We start from the raw sequence: 21,478 nt of genomic DNA, 5'->3' as shown, positions 1-21,478 counted from the left end.
GTTCGGGGTCAGGCCTTGTCGGCGGCAAGCACGCCACGGCGGATCTGGTCGCGCTCCAGCGACTCGAACAGCGCCTTGAAGTTGCCCTCGCCAAAACCGTCGCGGTAGTCGCCTTCGCGCTGGATGAATTCAAAGAACACCGGGCCCAGCATGGGCGTGGAGAAGATCTGCAGCAGCAGGCGGGGCGTGCCGTCAGCGGTGGTGCCGTCCAGCAAGATGCCGCGCGACTGCAGCTCCGGCACAGGCTGGCCGTGGCCGGGCAGGCGGGTGTCCAGCATTTCGTAGTACACGTCGTTGGGGGCGGTGGCCAGTGGCACACCCGCCATGCCCAGCTTGTCCACCACTTCCAGCAGGTTGTCGCAGATCAGCGCGATGTGCTGAATGCCTTCGCCGTTGAACTGCATCAAGAATTCTTCGATCTGACCGCCGCCCTGCTTGGACTCTTCGTTCAGCGGGATGCGGATCTTGCCGTCGGGCGCCGTCATGGCCTTGGACGTCAGACCGGTGTATTCGCCCTGGATGTCGAAGTAGCGGATCTCGCGGAAGTTGAACAGCTTCTCGTAGAAGTTGGCCCAGAAGCCCATGCGACCGCGGTACACGTTGTGCGTGAGGTGGTCGATTTCATTCAGGCCATGGCCCACGGGGCGGCGGTCCACGCCTTCGATGAATTCGAAGTCGATGTCGTAGATGGACTTGCCGTCTTCAAAGCGGTCGATCAGATACAGCGGCGCGCCACCAATGCCCTTGATGGCGGGCAGGCGCAGTTCCATGGGGCCGGTGGGGATTTCGATGGGCTGAGCGCCCAACTCTAGCGCGCGGTTGTAGGCCTTGTGCGCATCCTTCACGCGGAAGGCCAGGCCGCAGGCCGAGGGGCCATGCTCGGCGCCAAAGTACGCCGCCTGGCTGTGGGGCTCGCGGTTCAGGATGAAGTTGATGCCGTTCTGGCGGTACAGCACCACGTCCTTGGAGCGGTGCTTGGCCACCAGCGTGAAGCCCAGCTTTTCAAACACGGCTTCCAGCACACCGGGCTGGGGCGAGGTGAACTCGACGAACTCGAAGCCCATCAGGCCCATGGGGTTGTCCCACGCGGCGGTTTCTTTCAGGGCTTGGGCGGGCAGGGCGGCGTTCATGGTGTCTCCAAAAAATTGATGAATGTCACGCACTGTAGGCGCGCCATTCATCACGATTTCGGCGTTCTGGGCGCAGATTGTTTGCGCGAATGCATGAATATTGCGCGTGATCAATGCGGCGCGCAGTGTTTTGCGATTGTGCAATGTCAGTGCTGTGATTGCCGCAGCGCCAAGGCCGCTTCCAGCCGCAGTTGTTCCTGGGGGGTGAACAGCCGTTCGCGCAGTGCCTGCATCTGGCCGGGGTCATGGGCCTGGGCCTTGGCAGCGGCGTAGTCGTCCAGTTTTTGGTTCCAGGCGCGCTCTTCATGGTCCAGGCGCGCCAGGGCTTGGGCGGCGTCGGTGCCGTAAGTGGCGCTGCGCAGCTGGTAGCGGGTGCGATCGTCCACGCCGCGCGTTTCAAAGTCTTGCGTTTGTACCGCGGCGCCCAGGTGGGCCGCGGCATGGGCGCGGTCTGCCCGCTGCTCTGGCGGCAGTTCTGTCTCGGCGTCTTTGAGTGCGCGGGCTTTTTCTTCTGCGGTGAGCCCTGTGTTGTGCTGGATTTCGAGGCGGGCCAGGGTGTAACGGTCCAGCGCTGATTCGCGCGCAAACAGGGCCTCGTGTTCTTCCGGGGCGAAGTAGCGCTCGCGAAGACGTTCGCGTGCGTTCAGGCTGTTGCGCAGCGCCGTGGGGTCGTCCGGCCTGGGGGCTTTCAGCGTGCCCAGGGCCACGCGGTAGTCCACGTAGCGCTCCGCCAGGGCCAGCGCCCGGGTGGCCAGATCGGCGCCAAAGTGTTTGCGCACAAGCTGGCTGAGCCGGAGCTTGAGCTCCTCAGGTGTGGTGGCGTCGCCCGCGTCCAGCTGCATGGCTTCGATCTGGTAGCGCAGGTCCGGGGTGAGGAAGGGGTCGGCTGCGGTGTGCGGGTCCACCGGCAAACGGGTCGTCGTCGGCGGTACGCCGCTCGCGCTCGGTGCGGTGGCCGTGCGAGTCAACGCGCTTCCGCCACTTGGCAAGCCAGGCGGCGGGTCGGCCCGCCCCACCAGCCAAAGAACGATCAGCGCTGCGGTCAGCGCGGCGCCCCCGCCCGCCACGGCAGAGATGCGCGCACGCCAGGGTGAAGGTGAGGTCATGCGCGCATGCCCTTCACAAACCCGCTTTTTGCAGGCGGTTGGCGTGCTGGCGGTACAGCGTGACAGGGTCTGCAGAGAACCAGTCTCGTAGCCCCACCATCTGGTTCACTTCGTCCAGATGGTTCTGGCGGTAGTCGCCCAAATGCTTGCCCAGGCGGGACGAGCACGCCGACACCAGCCCGTCATTGGCCTCACCAAACGTCCAGCCCAGGGTGACCAGAAAGGCGTCGCTGGGGTCGAGCAGGTTGGTGGCTGTTTTGGTGCCCGTCCATGAGTAGTAGCGCACGCCGCTGACCAGTTCAGCACCGTTGCCGCAGTCCGCGGGGATGCCTTGAGGAAATTTCTGGTTGAACTTGGCGGAGCCTTGGGTGGTGAGGGAATCCAGCGCTGCGGTGGGCATCTGTGGCAAGCCTGTGCCGCCAGAGAGCAGATTGATCATGCCGACCAGCGCGGTGGCGGCGGTGTTCGCTACCGTTTCGCTGACCGACCCTGCAGGCGCCACGCCGCGCACGATGTCTGCCACGCGAGAGCCCCGGTTCACGCCTGCCACCGAGGTGGCCGATGCCACGAGCTGGGGCGCCACGCCCGCCACATAGCGAATGGTGGGGCCGCCATGCGAGTGGCCGATCAGGTTGACCTTGCTGGCCCCCGACAGGGCCAGGATGTTTTTCACCTGGGCCAGCAACTGCTCGCCCCGCACCTCGGTGCTGTTGGCTGCGGACACCTGCGCCACATACACCTTGGCGCCGCTTTGGCGAAGCGCATCGGGAATGCCATAGAAGTAGTCGATGCCGAGTACCGAGTCAAAACCGAAAAGCCCGTGCACCAGCACGATGGGATGCCGGGTAGCGGTGTACCCGGTCTGCGCCTGGGCTGGTGGGCCCACAAGCAGCAGGGCGGTGGGCACCGCGATGGCCAGGCCCTTGATGAAGCGTCCAAAGATTCCAGTCATGGTTGTCTCCGTTGTGATGTTGTTTGACGCTACTCACACCTTCCGGCAGAGCCTCCGCTCCCTCTCCGCCAGCCAGGCATTGAGCAGTACTGCAGTGCCTTGGCGTCGAACCTGCTTCCAACCGCGCAAAGCTGCAATTGCAAAAAAGAACGGGCGTTCATTTTTGCGAGAGCCATTGTTCTGGCGCCGCCCGCTCCCCACCATCAGGACATACCCGTGAAGAGAAAACACCTGCGTTTAGGTGCTTTTCGTTCATAAAATCTTGCGCCATGACCACCCCAGACGCACTCGACAAGCTCGACAAGGCCATCTTGCGATGCCTGCAAAAGAACGGCCGTGAGACTTATGACGTGATCGGTGCGGCCATTGGGCTGTCGCCCAGCGCGGTGCTGCGCCGCGTCAAGCGGCTGGAGGAAGCGGGTGTGATCGACCGTTACGTGGCGCTCGTCAAGCCCGAAGCCGTGGGACTGGGGCTCATTGCTTACTTGAACGTGCGCCTGGAAAAGCACACCGAGAGCCACAAGCGCAACCCCATGGATGTGTTCCGCGCCAGCGTGCAGACCTGGCCAGAGGTGGTGGAATGCTCTTCGCTCACGGGCGAGATGGATTACCTGCTGCGCGTGGTGGTGGCCGACATGGCCCACTACAGCCGTTTCATCATGGACACCTTGCTCAAACACCCCAGCGTGCAGGATTGCAAAACCAGCTTTGTGCTGGACAGCGTCAAGGCTACGACGGCGCTGCCTGTGTGATGGATCGGGGCGCGAAGTCACGGGACTTCGCCACCCCTGTCAGCGCCGCTGGGGCGTAGAGAAAACCCTGTCTTGAAAGTGGGTGTCTGGGCCGTTAAGGTGCTTCGGCTGCTGTGGCAGCACCCGATCAGTGGCAAAGTCCGCTGGCGGCCAAGCGTCCTGGGTGGGTTTTTTGCTGCGTTGCAACAAAGTGCTGGAAATTATCAGGGAAAACCCTTAAAGTTCAGCCCATGATCGCTACCAAAGCCCTGCTCAAGGCATCCTGGCACGCCAGCACTGGCATGCTGCGCACCCGTAACAGTCATTCTTTGAAGGAGGCTGCTATGCCTTCCACGCCCCTGATGGTCCCCATTCGCTCTCTGGGCCCGTCTTCCCGCGAGCGCATCACCGCCCATTTGCTCAAACTGGAGCCCGCTGACCGCTACCTGCGCTTTGGCTATGCCGCCAATGACGAGCAGATCCGCCGCTATGCAGAGCAGCTCGACTTCAGCCGCGACGAAATCTTCGGCATCTACAACCGCCGCCTGGAGCTGATTGCCATGGCCCACCTGGCTTTCTCCGAGCACCCTGAGCACAAGCACTGCGCCGAGTTCGGCGTCTCGGTGCTCAAGCATGCCCGTGGCCGTGGTTTCGGCAACCGCCTGTTCGAGCGTGCTGTCATGCACGCCCGCAACGCTGGTGTGAACATGGTCTTCATCCACGCCCTGTCTGAAAACACGGCCATGCTGAAGATTGCGCGCAACGCTGGTGCCACAGTGCACCGCGATGGCTCCGAGTCAGAGGCGTATCTGCAGATTCCCCCGGCCAACTTCGACACCCGCATGACCGAAATGGTGGAGCAGCAGTTCGCCGAGGTGGACTACCAGGTCAAGAAGCAGGCCAAGCAGTTCTGGGACTTCCTGGCCGGCGTGCAAGAAGTGCGCCGTGGCGTGCAGCACGCGCGGCACCAGTCGGCAGAGTAAGCCGGCACAGCCCCCGCCCGGTACTGCAGTGGTGCATTGCCGGGCGTTGTCTTGTCAAGACAATCCGCTATCCTTGGGCCCTGTCCACCACAACTGCAAGTCCTGCAATCCACGACAGTGTCCGATCCACACCCCGATCGTTTGCCTGAAAAAGAAGACAAGCGCAGCTTTCTGCAAAAAGTGGCCGAGTTCATTCACCCCGGCCCCGACTCTGCAGAAGAACTCATCGAAACCCTGGCGGAAGCCGAAGACAACCAGGTAATCGGCGCTGACTCGCGCGTGATGATCGAGCGCGTGATTCGCATGGCCGACATGACCGCTGGCGATGTCATGGTGGCATCTCCGCGCATGGACATGATCGACATCGATGAGACGCCCCATGCACTGCTGCGTTCGGTGATTGATGCCGGCCACTCGCGCTTTCCGGTGTTCCAGGGGGAGCGCGAAAACATCATCGGCATCCTGATGGCCAAGGACCTGCTCAAGCTGCAGCGGTCCCCAGATCTCCACATCCGCACGCTGATCCGGCCTGCCGTGTTTGTGCCCGAGAGCAAGGGCCTGAACGATCTGTTGCGTGAATTCCGAGGCAACCGCAATCACCTGGCCATCGTGATCGACGAGTTTGGTCGCGTGGCGGGCCTGGTCACCATCGAGGACGTGCTCGAACAGATCGTGGGCGAAATCGAAGACGAATTCGACATTGCAGAAGAGTCGGGCGACATTTTTGGTCTGGCCGACAAGACCTACCGTGTGAGTGGCGACACGCCCATCGATCGGGTCTCCGAAGCATTCGGGGTGCCCATCCAAGGCAGTGCGCCGGGCGAGGACTTTGACACCATCGGCGGGCTCATCGCGCATGAAATGGGCCGGGTGCCCAAGCGTGGCGAGCATCTGCAGTTGTGCGGGCTGCACTTTGTCGTGCTCCACACCAAAGGCGGCGCGGTGCGCTGGTTCAAGGTGTCGCGGGTGGACGACAGCGTCCCTGCCAATTGATGGGGGCCGTTCTGTACCCGCTTTCCCACTCCCCCGCATGGGGTTCCTGGGCGCGCATCGGCGCCATTGTCGTGGCAGCCCTGGCGGGCTTGGCGCAAGCCGCCTCGCTGGCACTGCCGGGCACCGGGCAGCCTGTGTGGTGGCTCCAATGCGTGTCGATGGTGGTGCTGGCGGGCTTGCTGCACCGGCTGCGGCCGACCTGGCGGCAAGGCGCCTTGCTGGGGTTTGCCTTTGCTTTGGCCTGGCTGTGCGGCACCTTCTGGTGGCTGTTCATTTCATTGCACACCTATGGCGGCTTGGCCGCGCCGCTGGCCGTGGCAGCCGTGGTGGCGCTTGCGGCGTTTCTGGCCATCTACTATGCCTTTGCTTTAGGGCTTTTTAGCCTTCTAGCGCCCGCCAATAAAGCGCTGGCAGCTATGCTTTTTGCAGCATTGTGGCTGCTGGCCGAGTTGCTGCGCGGCACCTGGTTCACCGGCTTCCCGTGGGGCGCGGGGGGCTATGCCCACGTGCAGGGGCCCCTGTCATCCCTGCCGCGGGTGGTGGGGGTGTATGGCGTGGGCGCGATTTCGGCGGGGCTGGCCATGGCGCTGGTGCAATGCCGCTGGCGCGATCTGCGCCACTGGCGTACCTGGGTCGTCGCGCTGGTTCTGCTGGGGGCAGGAGGTTTTGCCTGGGTGCAACGCCATTGCGCGGTGGAGCTGTGCCACACCCCGGCCCATGCGCCGAAGGCGCCGCTGAAGCTGGCGCTGCTGCAGGGCAATATTCCTCAAGACGAAAAATTTGAACAGGGCAGCGGCGTGCCTCTGGCGCTGGCCTGGTATGCCGAGCAGTTGCGCAGCGAAACTGCTTCGCTGGTGGTGGCGCCTGAAACCGCCATTCCGCTGCTGCCCCAGCAGTTGATTCCCGGCTACCTGGAGGGGCTGCAGGCCCGCTACACCCAGGGCGATCAAGCGGCCCTGCTCGGCATACCGCTGGGCAATGCGCGCGAGGGCTATACCAATTCAGTACTGGGCTGGCGCCCGGCTGCGGGGGCGGCGCCCGAGCCAGCCTACGTCTATCACAAGCACCATCTGGTGCCATTTGGCGAATTCATCCCGCCGCTGTTCAAGTGGTTCACCGAAATGCTGAACATTCCGCTGGGCGACTTCAACCGGGGCACGCTGGGGCAGCCCTCGTTCGAGTGGCTGGGGCAGCGCATTGCACCCAACATCTGCTACGAAGACTTGTTTGGCGAGGAGCTGGCCGCACGGTTTTCCGACCCCGCCCAGGCACCAACCGTGCTGGTGAACTTCAGCAACATTGGCTGGTTTGGCAACACCCTGGCGGTAGACCAGCACCTGCAGATCAGCCGTATGCGGGCCCTGGAGCTGGAGCGGCCCATGGTTCGCGCCACCAACACAGGGGCCACCGTCATCATTGACCACCGTGGGGTGGTCACGCATGCGCTGGAGCGATTCAGCCGGGGTGTTTTGCGCGGCGAAGTGCACGGGCGCGGGCTGGGGGTGTCGGGTGGTGCTGCCATCACGCCCTTTGCCTGGTGGGCTTCGCGCTGGGGGCTGTGGCCGCTGTGGCTGCTTGCTGGCCTGGGTGTGGCGGCCGGCTGGCTGGGCAAGCGCCGCCGATAACGCCGCCGCACGCAGGCTCAGGCTTGATGCAGGTCACGCTGGCACGGGGAGCCCAACCAGCAATGAGGGTGTATACGCGCCAGTGGCCACGCTTACCTTGGATAATAGGGGCCCGCAACCAGGGGCTACGGTTGCACGAACGATGATTTGAGGCGGCCAAGCCGCCGTTCTGGAGCACGACTGAAAATGGCAGATTCCTTTTCCTATGAACAACTGATCGCCTCGGGCGAGGGACGGCTGTTCAACGCCGACAGCGGGCGTCTGCCGCTGCCACCCATGCTGATGTTCGATCGCATCACGCACATCGACAGCGATGGGGGCGCACACGGCTTGGGAAAAATCCGCGCTGAACTGGACGTCAAGCCGGACCTGTGGTTCTTCGCCTGCCACTTCCAGGGCGACCCCGTCATGCCCGGCTGTCTGGGCCTGGATGCCATGTGGCAGCTCATCGGTTTTTACCTGACCTGGCTGCAATTGCCCGGCCGTGGCCGCGCGCTGGGCGCGGGCGAAGTCAAGTTCACTGGCGAAGTTGGCCCCGACGTGAAGCTGGTGACGTACGAAATTGACATCAAGCGCGTTATCAAGCGCAAGCTGGTCATGGCCATTGGCGATGCCCGATTGCTGGCCGATGGCAAGGAAATTTATGTCGCCAACGACCTGCGTGTAGGTTTGTTCAAACGTGAGGAAGACGGCAAGGACGCAGCATGACCAAAAAGCGCGTAGTCATCACCGGCGCGGGCATCGTCTCGTGCATTGGCAACGATCTGGCCACCGTGGAAGCCTCGCTGCGTGCGGGCAAGAGCGGTATCAAGGCCGTAGAAAAGTTCAAGGAACTGGGTCTGCGCAGCCAGGTGGGCGGCGCGCCTGAGATCGACATCGAAGCGCGCATTGACCGCAAGCAGCTGCGCTTCATGGGCGACGCGGCTGCCTATGCGCAGATTGCTCTGGAAGATGCGATCCAGCAAGCGGGCCTGACGCCTGAACAGGTCAGCCACCCACGCACCGGTCTCATCATGGGCTCGGGCGGCGGCTCGCCTGCCAACCAGATCGAAGCGGCCGACACGCTGCGCGACAAGGGCATCCGCCGCGTGGGGCCGTACCAGGTCACGCGCTGCATGAGTTCCACCGTGTCCGCATGTCTGGCCACCAACTTCAAGGTCAAGGGCATCAACTACTCCATCACCTCGGCTTGCTCCACCTCGGCGCACTGCATTGGCGCGGCAGCCCAGCAGATCGCCTGGGGCATGCAGGACGTGATGTTTGCTGGCGGTGGTGAAGAGCTGAGCTGGGGCATGTCGCTGCTGTTTGACGGCATGGGTGCCATGTCCAGCAAGTACAACGAAACGCCCGAGAAAGCCTCGCGCGCCTACGACGCGAACCGCGATGGCTTCGTGATCGCCGGTGGCGGCGGTGCCGTGGTGCTGGAGAGCCTGGAGCACGCCCTGGCCCGTGGCGCCAACATCCTCGCCGAAGTGGTGGGCTTTGGTGCCACCAGCGATGGCGAAGACATGGTGGCCCCCTCGGGCGACGGCGCCATCGCCTGCATGCAGCAGGCCATGGAAGGGCTCGACACCCCCATCGACTACATCAACACGCACGGCACTTCCACACCAGTGGGAGACATGCAGGAAGTGCGCGCCATGCGTGCCCTGTTTGGCGACAAGGTGCCGCCGTTCTCGTCCACCAAATCGCTCACCGGCCACTCGCTGGGCGCCACGGGCGTGCAAGAAGCCATCTACTGCATGATCATGCTGAACAAGGGCTTCATCGCTGGCTCGGCCAATGTGGAAACGCCCGACCCCGCGTTGGGCGACATGCCCTTGGTGACGCAGACGCGCGATGCGCAGCTGAACACGGTGCTGTCCAACAGCTTCGGTTTTGGTGGCACCAACGCCAGCCTGGTGCTGCGCCGCTGGACTGGCGCTTGACGGACGGGGCGCTTTCCCGCAGCCCCAGGTAGACTGATAAAAAAGGGCGTTGGCTTTTAAAGCCAACGCCCTTTTTTTGGACTGCATCGGGGGAGCCCTGGCGCGCAGTGCATGCGCCGCGCCAGGGTTCATCGGCGGTCAGTACGCCAGGTTGAGCTGGAAGATCGCGGTGCTGCCGCTGACTTCATTGCCCACCAGCAGCAGGGGCTTGCCATTGGGCGAATCCTTGGCGGGAACGAAGGCCAAGCCTTCGGGGCCCAGATCGCCCACCTTGTCCAGTGCGGGTGGGGTGGCGGCGCCAAATGCAGTTGTCCAGTTTTCGCGGGTGTTGATGTAGTCCACGCGCTTGGGTGTCTTGGCATCGGTGATGTCGAACACCAGCACGCCGCCCATGCGCTCCAGTCCCACGAAGGCAAACGTCTTGCTGCCGATGGTGCCCACAGCCAGGCCTTCTGGCTCTGGCCCCTTGGCAGAGCTGCGTGCATCCAGGGCAGCGGTGGCGTCATGGCCGCTGTTGAAGTAGGTCTTGCAGGCGATGTCGCGCTTGGCACCCAGCTTGCAGTCGTCGCTGGCCAGGAACTGCTCGATGGCTGCGCCCGAATCCCACACCTGCTTGCCCTGGGCATCCCAGATGGAGATGGAGCGGCCGCCGTAGGCATAGAGCTTGTCGTACATCAGACGATTGCCAGCGGGGTCTACCTGACCTGCGGCGTTGTACCACTTGGGGCTGCCGTCGGCGTTGGTCTGGTAGCCCTGGGTCCAGGTCACCTTGAGGCGGCCGAGCTTGTCGTCGTCGCGGCAGGTCTTGGGGTCGCCGGCCACGGCGCCGCACCAGGCGAAGTTGGCTGGGTTGAGCAGTGCGCCGCCGTTGCCCTTGGCCAGGGCGATCAAGTGGGCGGGCAGGTCATCGTCAGCACGGCGCAGGAAGCCGTCCTTGTGCACCAGGTGCTTGACGCGCCACTCTTCCACGAAGCCCTTGGTCACATCGCCAGGGCCTTTGGCGCCGTTGCCAAAATAGGCTGGCGTGCCTTCGCCCCAAGCGCGGGCGTCGCCCTCGTTGGCGCTGACCAGGTAGGTCTGGCCGTCGCCCGCCTGGTAGGCGGCAATGGCGTCGGGCTGGTACATGCCCAGCACGTTGGGGGCGGTGGTGATGTTGATCACGGGGCTCTTGCCGTCGCTGTCGGCAAAGTCTAGGGCGTTGGCGGCCACGCCGTGGTCCTTGTAGCCCAGTGCCACGATGTCGGTGACGGCGGCCTTGGCGATGTCCACGATGGCCAGGGCGTTGTTCTCTTGCAGGGTCACCCAGGCGGTCTTGCCATCGGCCGATACGGCAATGTATTCGGGCTCCAGATCCTGTGCCACCGTGGCGCGGCCCTTGCCGTCTGCTGTGGGGCCAAACAGGCGCACTCCCTTGGCCATCAGCTCAGCGGCGCGGCTGTTGAAGGCTTTGAAGTCGGCGGTGCGCACCACGGGCGCGCCGGGGTTGCTCACATCCACCATGCTGATGGAGCCTTCGGGGTCAACCTGGTAGTCATCGCTGGGCTCGGCTTCGTTGGCGACCAAGATGGTCTTGCCATCGGGCGTGAAGGTCAGCATGTCGGGCAGTGCACCGACGGGGGCGGAGCCTAGCAGCTTCAGGTCTGCGGCCTGGTAGATGGCGATGCGGCCAGCATCGGTCTTGGGCTTGGCCTGAATGGCGATAGCCACCAGCCCGTTCTTTACGGCCACGCTGTTGACTTCGCCGTTGGTCAGTACGGCTGCGCCGTTGACTTCCCCGACTTTCTTGGGGTTCTTGGGGTCGCTCAGATCCAGCACATCCAGCTTGCCTGACTGTGCATTGACCACGAAAGCGCGCTTGGAGGCTGCATCAAAAGCAGGAATTTCTGCCGCACTCTTGAGGAACTGCCCGGCAGAGTAGCCGCCAATTTTTTCGAGCTGCAGCGAGGCGGGGGTGCGTTCGGGCTCATCGTCGCTACCGCCACAGGCGGCAAGGGCGGCCACGGCCAGCAGGGAGATACCGAAAAGCTTGCGGTGAGAGGCGTTCAACAGAGGATTCATGTGGGGTAGTTGCTGGTGAGAGGGTCAAAACAGATCACGCTGGATTGAATGTCACCACCATGACGGTTTTGTGAATGTCGTGGTGTGGCCGAAGGTGACTGCATCTCTGGTGTGCAGTGCGTGCCCTGGAGGCTGTTCCCCCGTCCGGGTGCGATGGGCGCCGTAAAATCGACGTTTGCGCAGTGCAAACTGCCCTCGATTCACCGGCGCAGGCTCCGCCTGCGGTAAGTCAGACACCATCCATGCTCACCTTCCAACAAATCATCCTGAAGCTGCAGTCTTACTGGGACGCCCAGGGCTGCGCCCTTTTGCAGCCCTACGACATGGAAGTGGGCGCAGGCACCTCGCACACCGCCACCTTCCTGCGCGCCATTGGCCCCGAGCCCTGGAAGGCCGCCTATGTGCAGCCCAGCCGCCGCCCCAAAGACGGCCGTTATGGCGAGAACCCCAACCGCCTGCAGCACTACTACCAGTACCAGGTGGTGCTCAAGCCCGCTCCGGCCAACATCCTGGAGCTGTACCTGGGCAGCCTCGAAGCCCTGGGCTTTGACCTCAAGAAGAACGACATCCGCTTTGTGGAAGACGACTGGGAAAACCCCACACTTGGCGCCTGGGGCCTGGGCTGGGAAGTCTGGCTCAACGGCATGGAAGTGACGCAGTTCACCTACTTCCAGCAAGTGGGCGGCATTGACTGCAAACCCGCTACCGGCGAGATCACCTACGGTCTGGAGCGTCTGGCCATGTACCTGCAAGGCGTGGACAACGTCTACAACCTGCAGTGGACCGATACCCTGAAGTACGGCGACGTTTACCACCAGAACGAGGTGGAGCAGTCCACCTACAACTTCGAGCACTCCGACGCCGACTTCCTGTTCACCGCGTTCAACGCGCACGAAAAGCAGGCCAAGTACCTGATGGAGCAACAACTGGCGCTGCCTGCGTATGAGCAAGTACTCAAGGCCGCGCACAGCTTCAACCTGCTGGACGCCCGCGGCGCCATCAGCGTGACCGAGCGCGCTGCCTACATAGGCCGCATCCGCAACCTGGCCCGCAGCGTGGCGCAAAGCTACTACGAGAGCCGCGAACGCCTGGGCTTCCCCATGGCGCCGCGCGAGTGGGTGGAGCAGATGCCCAAGAAGGCTGCTTGAAGTGAACACCCCCCTGAGCCGCTGCGCGTCTTCCCCCCGCTCTCGCATTGCCAGGCAATGCGGGCAGGGGGACGCAGCCAGCGCGGCGGGGCGGCCCTGGCGCGGCTGCTTGCGCATGGGGCACGCCAGTTTTCAGGCATCGCTTGCGTAGCGGATGCCGTATTGAATGACGGAATAGAGCCGACAACATGACAACCCAAAACCTACTCGTCGAACTGTTTGTGGAAGAGCTGCCTCCCAAGGCGCTCCAGAAACTGGGCGATGCCTTCGCCACCGTGCTGGGCGACCAGCTCAAGTCCCAGGGCCTGGCCAGCGCCGCCTCGGTGGTCACACCGTTCGCCTCGCCCCGCCGCCTGGCCGCCCATGTGACCGCCGTGGCCGACAAGGCTGCTGACAAGGCCGTGCAGCAAAAGCTGATGCCTGTGACCGTGGGGCTCGACGCCAGCGGCAACGCCACCCCTGCGCTGCTGAAAAAGCTGCAGGCGCTGGGTGCCGATGTGTCCAACCCCGCCGCCGCCGTGGCCGCCTTGAAGCGCGCCCAGGACGGCAAGGCTGAAGCCCTGTTCTACGACAGCGTGGTGCCCGGCGCGACGCTGCAGGCCGGTTTGCAAAAGGCCTTGGACGAAGCCATTGCCAAGCTGCCCATCCCCAAGGTGATGAGCTACCAGCTCGAAACCGATTGCGGCATGGACAACTTTTTGCCCGGCTGGACCAGCGTGAACTTTGTGCGCCCCGCCCACGGCCTGGTGGCGCTGCACGGCAGTACCGTGGTGCCCGTGAAGGCGCTGGGCCTCACGGCTGGCAACAGCACGCAAGGCCACCGCTTTGAAGCGGCCGTGTCGCCCGTGGTGCTGGCAGACGCCGACAGCTACGCCGCTACGCTGCAAAAAGACGGCGCCGTGATCGCCAGCTTTGCCGAGCGCAAGGCCGAGATCGCGCGCCAGCTGGCCGCTGCCGCCGCCAAGGTGGGCAATGGCGCCCGCCCCATTGAAGACGAAGCCCTGCTCGACGAAGTGACCGCGCTGGTCGAGCGCCCCAACGTCGTTATCTGCCAGTTTGAAGAGCAGTTCCTGGGCGTGCCGCAAGAGTGCCTCATCCTCACGATGAAGGCCAACCAGAAGTACTTCCCGCTGCTGGACGCCGCAGGTAAGCTCACCAACAAATTCCTGGTGGTGAGCAACATCAGCCCCGAAGACACCAGCTTTGTGACCGGCGGCAACGAGCGCGTGGTGCGCCCGCGCCTGGCCGACGCCAAGTTCTTCTTTGACCAGGACCGCAAGAAGACACTGGCCTCGCGCGTCGAAGGCCTGGGCAAGGTCGTTTACCACAACAAGCTGGGCACGCAGGGCGAGCGCGTGGAGCGCGTGCGCGCTATCGCCAAGGCCATTGCCACACAACTGGGCGACGCCGCTTTGGTGGCCGATGCCGACCAAGCCGCATTGCTGGCCAAGACCGACCTCGTCACCGACATGGTGGGCGAGTTCCCCGAGCTGCAGGGCATCATGGGCGGCTACTACGCGCTCAACGACGGCCTGGGCGAAACCGTGGCCCACGCCATTGAAGACCACTACAAGCCTCGCTTTGCGGGCGACGCACTGCCCCGCAACACGGCGGGCGTGGTGGTGGCTCTGGCCGACAAGCTGGAAACCCTGGTCGGCATGTTCGGCATCGGCAACCTGCCCACGGGCGACCGCGACCCGTTTGCGCTGCGCCGCCATGCGCTGGGCGTGATTCGCATGCTGGTCGAAAAGGACTTGCCACTCAACTTGAACGCCTTGCTGGCTGGTGCTGTCCCCGCCTTTGGCGACAAGATCACCGACGCATCGGCTGCTCTGGCCGACTTCATCTACGACCGCCTCGCCGGAAGCCTGCGCGAGCAAGGCTACAGTGCCCAGGAAGTGGACGCCGTGCTGGCCCTGCGCCCGCAGCGTCTGGCCCTGGTGCAAAAGCAGCTGGCGGCCGTGCGTGCCTTTGCTGCGCTGCCCGAAGCACCCGCGCTGGCGGCAGCCAACAAGCGCGTGGGCAACATCCTGAAAAAGGCCGAAGTGGAAGGCCCCGTGGACGCACACGTGAACCCCGCGCTGCTGCAAGAGCAGGCCGAGAAGGACCTGTTTGCCGCCCTGCAGCGCTTTGTGCCCGAAGCCAATGCGCAGTTTGACGCGGGCGACTACACCGCCAGCCTGCAGACCCTGGCCGTGCTGCGCGCGCCGGTGGATGCGTTCTTTGACGACGTGATGGTGAACGCCGAGCAACTGGATCTGCGCCTGAACCGCCAGGGCCTGCTCAAGAGCCTGCACGAAGCCATGAACCGCGTGGCCGATCTCTCGCGCCTGGCCGCTTGAGGCCCTGCGGCCTGATGTGCATTTGGTGGCTCTGGTAGGCTGGTGCTGGTGACCTCGCAACGGAAGCAACCCATGAAACTCGCCATCCTCGACCGTGACGGCCTGCTCAACGCCCTGGGCGATGACTACATCACCTCGGCGGACGACTGGGTGCCTGTGCCGGGCGCGCTGGAGGCCATTGCACGGCTGAACCACGCGGGCTGGCATGTGGTGGTGGCCACCAACCAGCCCGGGCTGGGCCGGGGCTTGCTGGATGTGGCGGCCCTCAACGCCATCCACACCAAAATGCACCGGCAGATGGCGGCGGTGGGCGGGCGCATCGACGCCGTCTTCTACTGCCCCCACACCGCCGAAGAGGAATGCAGCTGCCGCAAGCCCGCCCCGGGCCTGCTGGAGCAGATTTGCGAGCGCTATGGCGTGGAGCCGCACGATGTGCTGGTGGTGGGCAACTGCCAGGCGCACCTGCAAGCGGGTGCCGCCCTGGGGGGCAAGCTGCACCTGGTGTGCACCGGCCATGCCGCCGGGCTGCAGCCGGGGCAGGCGCTGCCCGAGGGCTGGCCTGCGGGCATTCAGGTGCATGCCAGCTTGGCGCAATGGGTAGAGCAACTGTTGCCCGCAACGCCGCAGTCGCAGCCTGTTCCGGCACCGTCGGCGGTGGGTTGATACTATAAAAAATATAGCTGCTGGCGCTTGTATACAGGGCGCTGGAGCCCAGAAAGACTGAAAACTATGGCGCTGATCCGTTCCATCATCCACATGCTGTGGATGGCCATCACCGTGGTGCCCTACACCCTGGCCATCGTGCTGGGTTCGTTGTTCGGGATGCGCGGCACGTCGCTGTACCGCATTGCCCGCGCCTGGCTGTCGCTTTGTGTGCACAGCGCTCGTCCGCTGCTGGGCATCCAGTACCGCGTCACCGGCATGGAGCACCTGCCCCAGGGCGAGAAAAGCGGTGCGGTGTTGCTGTGCAAGCACCAGTCCACGTACGAGACGTTCTTGATGCCGGCCATCATGCCGCACCCCCTGGCCTACGTGTTCAAGAAAGAGCTGCTGTACGTGCCGTTCTTTGGCTGGTCCATCGGGCGGCTGGACATGATCCACATCGACCGCAGCCTGCGCGCCAAGGCGTTCCACAAGGTGGTGCAGCAGGGCAAGGCGCTGCTGGCCAAGGGCACCTGGGTCATCATGTTCCCCGAAGGCACGCGTGTGGAGCGGGGGCAGAAGGGCCAGTACAAGAACGGCGGCACCCGGCTGGCCATCGACACCGGCGTGCCGGTGATTCCGATTGCCGTCACATCGGCCAAGGTGTGGCCCCGCAAGGCCTTCATCAAAAAGCCGGGCGTGGTGGATGTGTCCATCGGCCCCGCCATTGCCTCCGCCGGCCGCCAGCCCGACGAGCTGATGCGCGAGGTGGAAGCGTGGATCGAGGCCGAAATGCGCCGCCTCGACCCCGAAGCCTATCCCGCAGAGCCCCAGCCCCTGGCCGCGCCCGCACAGGGCGGCAGCGCCGACTGATCTCGCTTCACGCAACCCTGCCATGCGCCAGCACCCCGCACAACGCCACCCGCCGGTGCCCGCCGTTGACGGCCCCAGCGCATGGCGTGGCCCGCGCGTGGCGGCTGGCAGCCTGTGATGAAGCGCCTGGTGCAGTTGGCCCTGGATTTTTTTGACGCCTCGGCAGGGGCGCGTGGCACAGCGCAACCGCCCGCCGCTTCGCCTGCCCACCCGCGCAGCGGCACTCAGCCCAGCGTGCCTGGCCCCTCGGGTTTGAAGCCAAAAGTGCCTGCAAGGCGCACCCGCAAAGCGCCGCCAGCTCCTGAAAACATAGCAATTTCTGCGCTGCCCACGGCGCCATTGCCAACGTTGTTGGCCCCTGCTGAATTCCGCCACCCCCAGGCCAACCGCGAGGTGCTGCTGGGCGACGCCCTGGTGGCCTATGCCCTGCACCGCTCGCGCAGGCGCACCATTGGCTTCACCGTGGGGGCGGATGGCCTGGCCGTGCGCGCCCCCAGCTGGGTGGCCCTGTCGGCCGTGGACACCGTGCTGCGCCAACGCAGCGCCTGGGTGATGACCAAGCTGGTGCAGGCGCGCGAGCGCCAGCAGCGCCTGGAAAGCGGCCGCATTGTGTGGGCCGATGGCGTGCAGCTGCCTTACCTGGGCCAGCCCCTGCAGGTGGTGCTGGATGCCACGCAAAGCCGCAGCGGCCGGGGCGGGGCCCTGCATGCTGCCGCGCCCGACACCCCGGCGCGGCTGGTGATTGGCCTGCCGGCAGATGCCAGCGCCACGCAGATCCGCGATGCCGTGCTGGCCTGGCTGATGCGCGATGCGCGCCGCCATTTCACCGAGCGGCTGGACCATTTCGCGCCGCTGCTGGGTGTGCAGTGGACGAGCCTGCGCCTGTCCAGCGCCGAAACCCGCTGGGGCAGCGCCAAGGCCGATGGCTCCATTCGCCTGAACTGGCGCCTGCTGCACTACCGCCCCGCCGTCATCGACTACGTGGTGGCGCACGAACTGGCCCACCTGCGCGTGATGGACCACAGCCCGCGCTTTTGGAACACCGTGGCCACCGTGGTGCCCGACTATGCCGCGCTGCGCAACCAGCTGCGTGAAGAGCCCGCGCCCCTGTGGTGATGGCGCGCTGCCGCAGCCACACCGCTTTTCAAGAACAAGCCCGACTGAACCGACCGAATGGAAAGGATTGCACCCATGACCTCATCTGCCACCCCCACCGTGATCCCCGCTGAAGGCTACGCCGGCGACGTCACCCCCCAGCAAGCCTGGCAGTGGGTGCAGGAAGGCAAGGCCGTGCTGGTGGATGTGCGCAGTTCGGCCGAAATGGAATGGGTGGGTCGCGTGCCCGGCGCTGCCGCCGTGCCGTGGAAGCAATGGCCCGGCATGGCCATGAACCCCGACTTTGACGCCCAGCTGCGCGCGGCCGTGCCCGCCGGGCAAAGCGCCGTGCTGCTGTGCCGCAGCGGCGTGCGCTCCATTGCCGCCGCCAAACGGGCTACCGAACTGGGGCTCACCGCCTACAACATTCTGGAAGGCTTTGAGGGCGACCCGGATGACAACGGCCAGCGCGGCAAAAAGGGCGGCTGGCGTTTTCGCGGCCTGCCCTGGCGGCAGGGCTGATCGCCCGGCCTGAGGCGGCGCCCCTGCAGGGGCTTGGCACTCTGGCATCGGCCAAAGATGAAATGAGTGCTCCTAAAAAAAGAGCTGCTAGGGATCCTCTGCACGTATCGAGCGGCAAGTGTGCGCTGCGGATCGGGATGGGCTGCAAGGCGCAAAACGCAGCAATAGCCGCAGCTATTGCGAGGATTTGCAACGCAGCAGACCGCCCGAAGCCGCAGATGCACACGGCGCGGTGGTTTGTGCAGAGGGTCCCTACCGCTTGTGTATCAAGCGCTGGCAGCTCTTTTTGCTTAAAAAATACCGCTCACTGCGCCAGGGGTGGAATGCGCAGCTTCTGGCCAGGGTAGATCTTGTCGGGGTGGCTCAGCATGGGCTTGTTCGCCTCGAAAATCACGGGGTACTTGTTGGCGTCGCCGTAGTACTTCTTGGCAATGGCCGACAGGGTGTCGCCGCGCACCACGTCGTGGTACTGGGCTTCGGGCGAGGGGGCCGACACGGCCATCAGGTTGTCCACGTCTTTTACACTGGCCACGTTGCCGCAGCACAGGGTGACTTTTTCCTTGGCTTCCTGCGTGGGGGCCTGGCCTTGAACCACCACCTTGCCGCTGGCGCCGTCAAACGCCACCTGCACGCCCTGCACCCCAGGTTTTGCGAGGCGATATAGGCCTCAATGGCGCGCGCAGCCTTGTCGTTCAGGTCCTGCAAGGGGGCCGGGTTGCTGGCCGCTTGCGCCGCTGCGGCCTCCACCTCTTTGCCGCCAAACAGCTTTTCACCCGCTTCTTTGATAAAACTGAAAAGACCCATGAGATACCTCCTAGTGCAGCCAACATTGGAAAGGCCACTGTAGACCGAGTGTGCGACAAATGGGTGTAGGCCAAGCGCGCATGAAAATTGTTGGCAATCACACGGTGCGGCTTGCAGCTTGCCCTGGCCTGCCGTGGCGGCCATTTCGTTCAGCGGGTGACAGTGCCTGTATCTTTGTGTACCCCCTGTGCAGGGGGGCTTGGCAAAACTCGGGATAATCCGCGCCATGACATTTTTGGCCATCGACGTCGGCAACACCCGTCTCAAGTGGGCGTTGTACGACGCTCACCGCCCCGGCGCAGCGCTCATCGCGCATGGTGCCGAGTTCCTTGACCACATCGACCGCCTGGCCGAAAGCAGCTGGGCCCAATTGCCTGTGCCCACGCGCATGCTGGGCTGCGTGGTGGCAGGGGACGCTGCCAAGCGCCGGGTGCAAGAGCAGATGGAGCAAATGGTGCGCTGGGACGTGGAGCCGCAATGGGTGGTGTCGTCGGCCGAAGAGGCGGGGCTTACCAACGGCTACGACCACCCTTCGCGCCTGGGCTCAGACCGCTGGGTGGCGATGGTGGGCGCGCGCCACCATGTGCTGGCCCGGGGCCCGGCACGGCCGCTGGTGGTGGTGATGGTGGGCACCGCCGTGACGGTGGAATGCATTGATGTGGACGGCAAGTTCCTGGGCGGCCTCATCCTGCCGGGCCACGGCATCATGCTGCGCGCACTGGAAACCGGCACCGCAGGCCTGCATGTGCCCACGGGCGAGGTGCGCCCCTTTCCCACCAACACCAGTGATGCCCTGACCAGCGGCGGCACCTACGCCATTGCCGGCGCGGTGGAGCGCATGTACCAGCACCTGCTGCAGCACAGCGGCCAGGAGCCCGCCTGCATCATGACGGGCGGCGCGGGCTGGAAGATGGCGCCCAGCATGACCCGGCCTTTCGAGCTGGTGGACAACCTGATTTTTGACGGCCTGCTCGAAATCGCCTCGCGCCGCTTTGGCGCCTGAGCGGGTCAGCGGCAGGTAGCCGCTGGTAGCTGCTGCGGTGTGGGGCTTGCTCAGCTTTCCTCGTGCAGCTCGGCCCGTGCCATGGCCACGTGCAGCTCTTCCATCGCGTCCATCGGCTGGCAGACTGCGGCGCGTTCATACAGCGCGGTGGCTTCGTCAATGCGTTCGTCGCCTTCGAGCATGACCAGGGCGTTGGCGTAGTCCACCATGCCAATGGCCGAGCCGGGTTGCAAGGCCAGCGCTTCTTCAAACAGCTGCAGGCCAACTTCTTTCTTGGCGCCATAGGTCATGCCGCCCACCATCGCCCCCACTTTGTCGATGACTTCTGCGTGGAAGGTGCCCAGCGCAATGCGCGCTTCCACATGCCGGGGCGACAGGGCAATGGCTTTTTCCAGCGATTCTTTCACCTGCTGGCCGAGCCCCTGCGCCAGGGCCTTGGCCACGCTGATGCCCTGGCAGTAGCGGCCCAGGGCGTAGGCGTTCCAGTACCAGGCGTTGGCGTGCTGCGCGTTGGCGGCAGCCTGTGCCTGGGCACGCTCGGCAATCTGCATGAACAGCCCGAGCCGCGTTTGCTCGCGCGGCTCCAGGTAGGTAGCGTACACCGCCGTTGCCTTGTTGGCAGCCGTGATGCCCGCGCCGCCTGCGGCCAGGCCAGCTTCTGCCGCCTTTTGAAACTCGCCGTTATGGAACAGCGCCCAGGCGTGCAGCACGGCGGGGTCCTGGGGCAGGGGCTCCGCGTCTCCCAGGTGCAGCTGGCTCCATTGTTGCTGCACACGGGTGGTATCCCAGGCGTAGTCGCCTGCGTGGGGGAAGGGGGTCCAAGGTGCCATGGGTGTCTCCGTCATGTTGTTGTTGATCGTGTGGTGGCGAGTCAGCCCGCCGGTGGGGCATAGGCCTGCGCCAGGGCTTGCAAATGGGCACGCTGCGTGGCTTCCAGGTAGGGCTCCAGCAGGTTGAGCACATGCCGCGCGCCGCGCAGCAGGGCATGGTGGGCGTTGCCGGGTTCCAGCGCATGGCGCGGGTCGCGCACGTATTCGTAGCTGAGCCAGTAGGTCAGTACCACCACCATGCTGGTAGCGGTGGTGGGCAGGGCCGCACGGGTCTCGGGCCCGGGGAGCAGCGCCTGTGCTTGCTGCATGCCTTCCAGCATGGTGTGCACTGCCTTTTCCTTGCGGTGCAGCACGGACTGGAAATGGGTTTCCAGGCGGCGGTTTTTGGACAGCAGGTCGTTGAGGTCGCGGTACAGAAACCGGTATTCCCAGATCAGCTCGAACAGGGTGTGCAGGAAGAACCAGGCGTCTTCCACGTTGTGCACGCTGTCGCTGGCCTGCAGCAGCCCATTCAGCGCCTCTTCGTACTGGTCGAACAGGGTGTTGATCAGCGCGTCTTTGGCTGGGTAGTGGTAATACAGGTTGCCGGGGCTGATGCCCAGCTCGGCAGAAATGGCGGTGGTGGACACATTGGGCTCGCCGAACCGGTTGAACAGGTCCAGCGTCACTTCCAGAATACGTTGCGCCGTGCGGCGTGGCGCTTTCTTAGCCAT

Annotated in this window: 19 protein-coding genes and 1 pseudogene; 13 read left to right on the top strand and 7 right to left on the bottom strand. The window is 64.5% G+C overall.

The window, feature by feature from the left end; genetic code table 11:
• Positions 1–8 precede the first annotated feature (8 nt).
• From hppD to BDD18_RS07520, 3 genes are all read right to left on the bottom strand, one after another.
• Positions 9–1,130 carry a 4-hydroxyphenylpyruvate dioxygenase gene (hppD, locus tag BDD18_RS07530; protein WP_142082234.1) on the bottom strand — a complete coding sequence of 374 codons (1,122 nt, stop codon included), beginning with the start codon at positions 1,128–1,130 and terminating at the stop codon, positions 9–11.
• Positions 1,131–1,276: 146 nt separating this feature from the next.
• A complete protein-coding gene (locus BDD18_RS07525; RefSeq protein WP_244939006.1) occupies positions 1,277–2,236 on the bottom strand; it encodes a lipase secretion chaperone in 960 nt (319 codons plus the stop codon).
• 13 nt (positions 2,237–2,249) lie between these two features.
• The gene (locus tag BDD18_RS07520) at positions 2,250–3,188 is read right to left on the bottom strand and encodes an esterase/lipase family protein (protein ID WP_142082232.1); all 939 of its coding nucleotides are present in this window, start codon (positions 3,186–3,188) and stop codon (positions 2,250–2,252) included.
• 269 nt (positions 3,189–3,457) lie between these two features.
• Between BDD18_RS07520 and BDD18_RS07515 the strand changes: the two genes are divergently transcribed.
• The 6 genes from BDD18_RS07515 to fabB all read left to right on the top strand — a co-directional run bounded on the left by BDD18_RS07515 (position 3,458) and on the right by fabB (position 9,448).
• The gene (locus tag BDD18_RS07515; protein WP_044395684.1) at positions 3,458–3,940 is read left to right on the top strand and encodes an Lrp/AsnC family transcriptional regulator; all 483 of its coding nucleotides are present in this window, start codon (positions 3,458–3,460) and stop codon (positions 3,938–3,940) included.
• A gap of 230 nt (positions 3,941–4,170) precedes the next feature.
• Complete coding sequence (locus tag BDD18_RS07510) at positions 4,171–4,902, top strand: GNAT family N-acetyltransferase (protein ID WP_066697438.1); 732 nt, start codon at positions 4,171–4,173, stop codon at positions 4,900–4,902.
• Positions 4,903–5,019: 117 nt separating this feature from the next.
• Complete coding sequence (locus tag BDD18_RS07505) at positions 5,020–5,895, top strand: HlyC/CorC family transporter (RefSeq protein WP_142082230.1); 876 nt, start codon at positions 5,020–5,022, stop codon at positions 5,893–5,895.
• Positions 5,895–7,520, top strand: coding sequence for an apolipoprotein N-acyltransferase (gene lnt, locus BDD18_RS07500; RefSeq protein WP_142082228.1), 1,626 nt, complete (start codon positions 5,895–5,897; stop codon positions 7,518–7,520). The genes BDD18_RS07505 and lnt overlap by 1 nt, the downstream gene beginning before the upstream one ends.
• 186 nt (positions 7,521–7,706) lie before the next feature.
• Positions 7,707–8,228: a 3-hydroxyacyl-[acyl-carrier-protein] dehydratase FabA gene (gene fabA / locus BDD18_RS07495; RefSeq protein WP_044395689.1), complete on the top strand. Its 522-nt coding sequence runs from the start codon at positions 7,707–7,709 to the stop codon at positions 8,226–8,228.
• A complete protein-coding gene (gene fabB, locus BDD18_RS07490) occupies positions 8,225–9,448 on the top strand; it encodes a beta-ketoacyl-ACP synthase I (RefSeq protein ID WP_142082226.1) in 1,224 nt (407 codons plus the stop codon). Before fabA ends, fabB begins: the two co-directional genes overlap by 4 nt.
• A 138-nt stretch (positions 9,449–9,586) precedes the next feature.
• Here fabB and BDD18_RS07485 read toward each other — a convergent pair whose 3' ends face one another.
• Positions 9,587–11,506, bottom strand: coding sequence for a choice-of-anchor I family protein (locus tag BDD18_RS07485; protein ID WP_242638012.1), 1,920 nt, complete (start codon positions 11,504–11,506; stop codon positions 9,587–9,589).
• Between the two features lie 242 nt (positions 11,507–11,748).
• Between BDD18_RS07485 and glyQ the strand changes: the two genes are divergently transcribed.
• The 6 genes from glyQ (at position 11,749) to BDD18_RS07450 (ending at position 18,128) form a co-directional block, all read left to right on the top strand.
• Entirely contained in the window at positions 11,749–12,654 is a 906-nt protein-coding gene (gene glyQ / locus BDD18_RS07480) for a glycine--tRNA ligase subunit alpha (protein ID WP_066694178.1), read from the top strand.
• Between the two features lie 188 nt (positions 12,655–12,842).
• Complete coding sequence (glyS, locus tag BDD18_RS07470) at positions 12,843–14,996, top strand: glycine--tRNA ligase subunit beta (RefSeq protein ID WP_142082224.1); 2,154 nt, start codon at positions 12,843–12,845, stop codon at positions 14,994–14,996.
• 72 nt (positions 14,997–15,068) lie between these two features.
• Positions 15,069–15,659, top strand: coding sequence for a D-glycero-beta-D-manno-heptose 1,7-bisphosphate 7-phosphatase (gene gmhB, locus BDD18_RS07465; protein ID WP_142082222.1), 591 nt, complete (start codon positions 15,069–15,071; stop codon positions 15,657–15,659).
• 66 nt (positions 15,660–15,725) lie between these two features.
• A complete protein-coding gene (locus BDD18_RS07460) occupies positions 15,726–16,511 on the top strand; it encodes a lysophospholipid acyltransferase family protein (protein WP_142082220.1) in 786 nt (261 codons plus the stop codon).
• A 117-nt stretch (positions 16,512–16,628) separates the two neighbouring features.
• Positions 16,629–17,627 carry a M48 family metallopeptidase gene (locus BDD18_RS07455; protein ID WP_142082569.1) on the top strand — a complete coding sequence of 333 codons (999 nt, stop codon included), beginning with the start codon at positions 16,629–16,631 and terminating at the stop codon, positions 17,625–17,627.
• Between the two features lie 75 nt (positions 17,628–17,702).
• A complete protein-coding gene (locus BDD18_RS07450; RefSeq protein ID WP_082753246.1) occupies positions 17,703–18,128 on the top strand; it encodes a rhodanese-like domain-containing protein in 426 nt (141 codons plus the stop codon).
• Positions 18,129–18,432: 304 nt separating this feature from the next.
• On the opposite strand, the pseudogene lysM reads toward BDD18_RS07450, so the two are convergent.
• Positions 18,433–18,932 (bottom strand): annotated as a pseudogene (gene lysM / locus BDD18_RS07445) (peptidoglycan-binding protein LysM).
• Positions 18,933–19,158: 226 nt separating this feature from the next.
• On the opposite strand from lysM, the gene BDD18_RS07440 reads away from it, so the two are divergent.
• Positions 19,159–19,935, top strand: coding sequence for a type III pantothenate kinase (locus BDD18_RS07440; protein ID WP_044395704.1), 777 nt, complete (start codon positions 19,159–19,161; stop codon positions 19,933–19,935).
• Between the two features lie 50 nt (positions 19,936–19,985).
• Here BDD18_RS07440 and BDD18_RS07435 read toward each other — a convergent pair whose 3' ends face one another.
• Both BDD18_RS07435 and BDD18_RS07430 read right to left on the bottom strand, forming a co-directional pair.
• Complete coding sequence (locus BDD18_RS07435) at positions 19,986–20,765, bottom strand: tetratricopeptide repeat protein (RefSeq protein ID WP_142082218.1); 780 nt, start codon at positions 20,763–20,765, stop codon at positions 19,986–19,988.
• 41 nt (positions 20,766–20,806) lie between these two features.
• A complete protein-coding gene (locus BDD18_RS07430) occupies positions 20,807–21,478 on the bottom strand; it encodes a TetR/AcrR family transcriptional regulator (RefSeq protein WP_142082216.1) in 672 nt (223 codons plus the stop codon).

The sequence above is a fragment of the Acidovorax temperans genome (assembly GCF_006716905.1).
Taxonomy (GTDB): domain Bacteria; phylum Pseudomonadota; class Gammaproteobacteria; order Burkholderiales; family Burkholderiaceae_C; genus Acidovorax; species Acidovorax temperans.
Note: the sequence above shows the minus strand (reverse complement) of the source record. Positions and strands in the feature narration are given on the sequence as shown.

Excerpts from the sequence above, each read along its gene's own strand:
- BDD18_RS07455 (WP_142082569.1), top strand. The coding sequence starts at position 16,629 with ATGAAGCGCCTGGTGCAGTTGGCCCTGGATTTTTTTGACGCCTCGGCA.
- BDD18_RS07515 (WP_044395684.1), top strand. The coding sequence starts at position 3,458 with ATGACCACCCCAGACGCACTCGACAAGCTCGACAAGGCCATCTTGCGA.
- hppD (WP_142082234.1), bottom strand. The coding sequence starts at position 1,130 with ATGAACGCCGCCCTGCCCGCCCAAGCCCTGAAAGAAACCGCCGCGTGG.
- BDD18_RS07485 (WP_242638012.1), bottom strand. The coding sequence starts at position 11,506 with ATGAATCCTCTGTTGAACGCCTCTCACCGCAAGCTTTTCGGTATCTCC.
- fabB (WP_142082226.1), top strand. The coding sequence starts at position 8,225 with ATGACCAAAAAGCGCGTAGTCATCACCGGCGCGGGCATCGTCTCGTGC.
- BDD18_RS07450 (WP_082753246.1), top strand. The coding sequence starts at position 17,703 with ATGACCTCATCTGCCACCCCCACCGTGATCCCCGCTGAAGGCTACGCC.
- BDD18_RS07520 (WP_142082232.1), bottom strand. The coding sequence starts at position 3,188 with ATGACTGGAATCTTTGGACGCTTCATCAAGGGCCTGGCCATCGCGGTG.
- BDD18_RS07435 (WP_142082218.1), bottom strand. The coding sequence starts at position 20,765 with ATGGCACCTTGGACCCCCTTCCCCCACGCAGGCGACTACGCCTGGGAT.
- glyQ (WP_066694178.1), top strand. The coding sequence starts at position 11,749 with ATGCTCACCTTCCAACAAATCATCCTGAAGCTGCAGTCTTACTGGGAC.
- BDD18_RS07460 (WP_142082220.1), top strand. The coding sequence starts at position 15,726 with ATGGCGCTGATCCGTTCCATCATCCACATGCTGTGGATGGCCATCACC.
- glyS (WP_142082224.1), top strand. The coding sequence starts at position 12,843 with ATGACAACCCAAAACCTACTCGTCGAACTGTTTGTGGAAGAGCTGCCT.
- fabA (WP_044395689.1), top strand. The coding sequence starts at position 7,707 with ATGGCAGATTCCTTTTCCTATGAACAACTGATCGCCTCGGGCGAGGGA.
- BDD18_RS07440 (WP_044395704.1), top strand. The coding sequence starts at position 19,159 with ATGACATTTTTGGCCATCGACGTCGGCAACACCCGTCTCAAGTGGGCG.
- lnt (WP_142082228.1), top strand. The coding sequence starts at position 5,895 with ATGGGGGCCGTTCTGTACCCGCTTTCCCACTCCCCCGCATGGGGTTCC.
- BDD18_RS07510 (WP_066697438.1), top strand. The coding sequence starts at position 4,171 with ATGATCGCTACCAAAGCCCTGCTCAAGGCATCCTGGCACGCCAGCACT.
- BDD18_RS07430 (WP_142082216.1), bottom strand. The coding sequence starts at position 21,478 with ATGGCTAAGAAAGCGCCACGCCGCACGGCGCAACGTATTCTGGAAGTG.
- BDD18_RS07525 (WP_244939006.1), bottom strand. The coding sequence starts at position 2,236 with ATGACCTCACCTTCACCCTGGCGTGCGCGCATCTCTGCCGTGGCGGGC.
- gmhB (WP_142082222.1), top strand. The coding sequence starts at position 15,069 with ATGAAACTCGCCATCCTCGACCGTGACGGCCTGCTCAACGCCCTGGGC.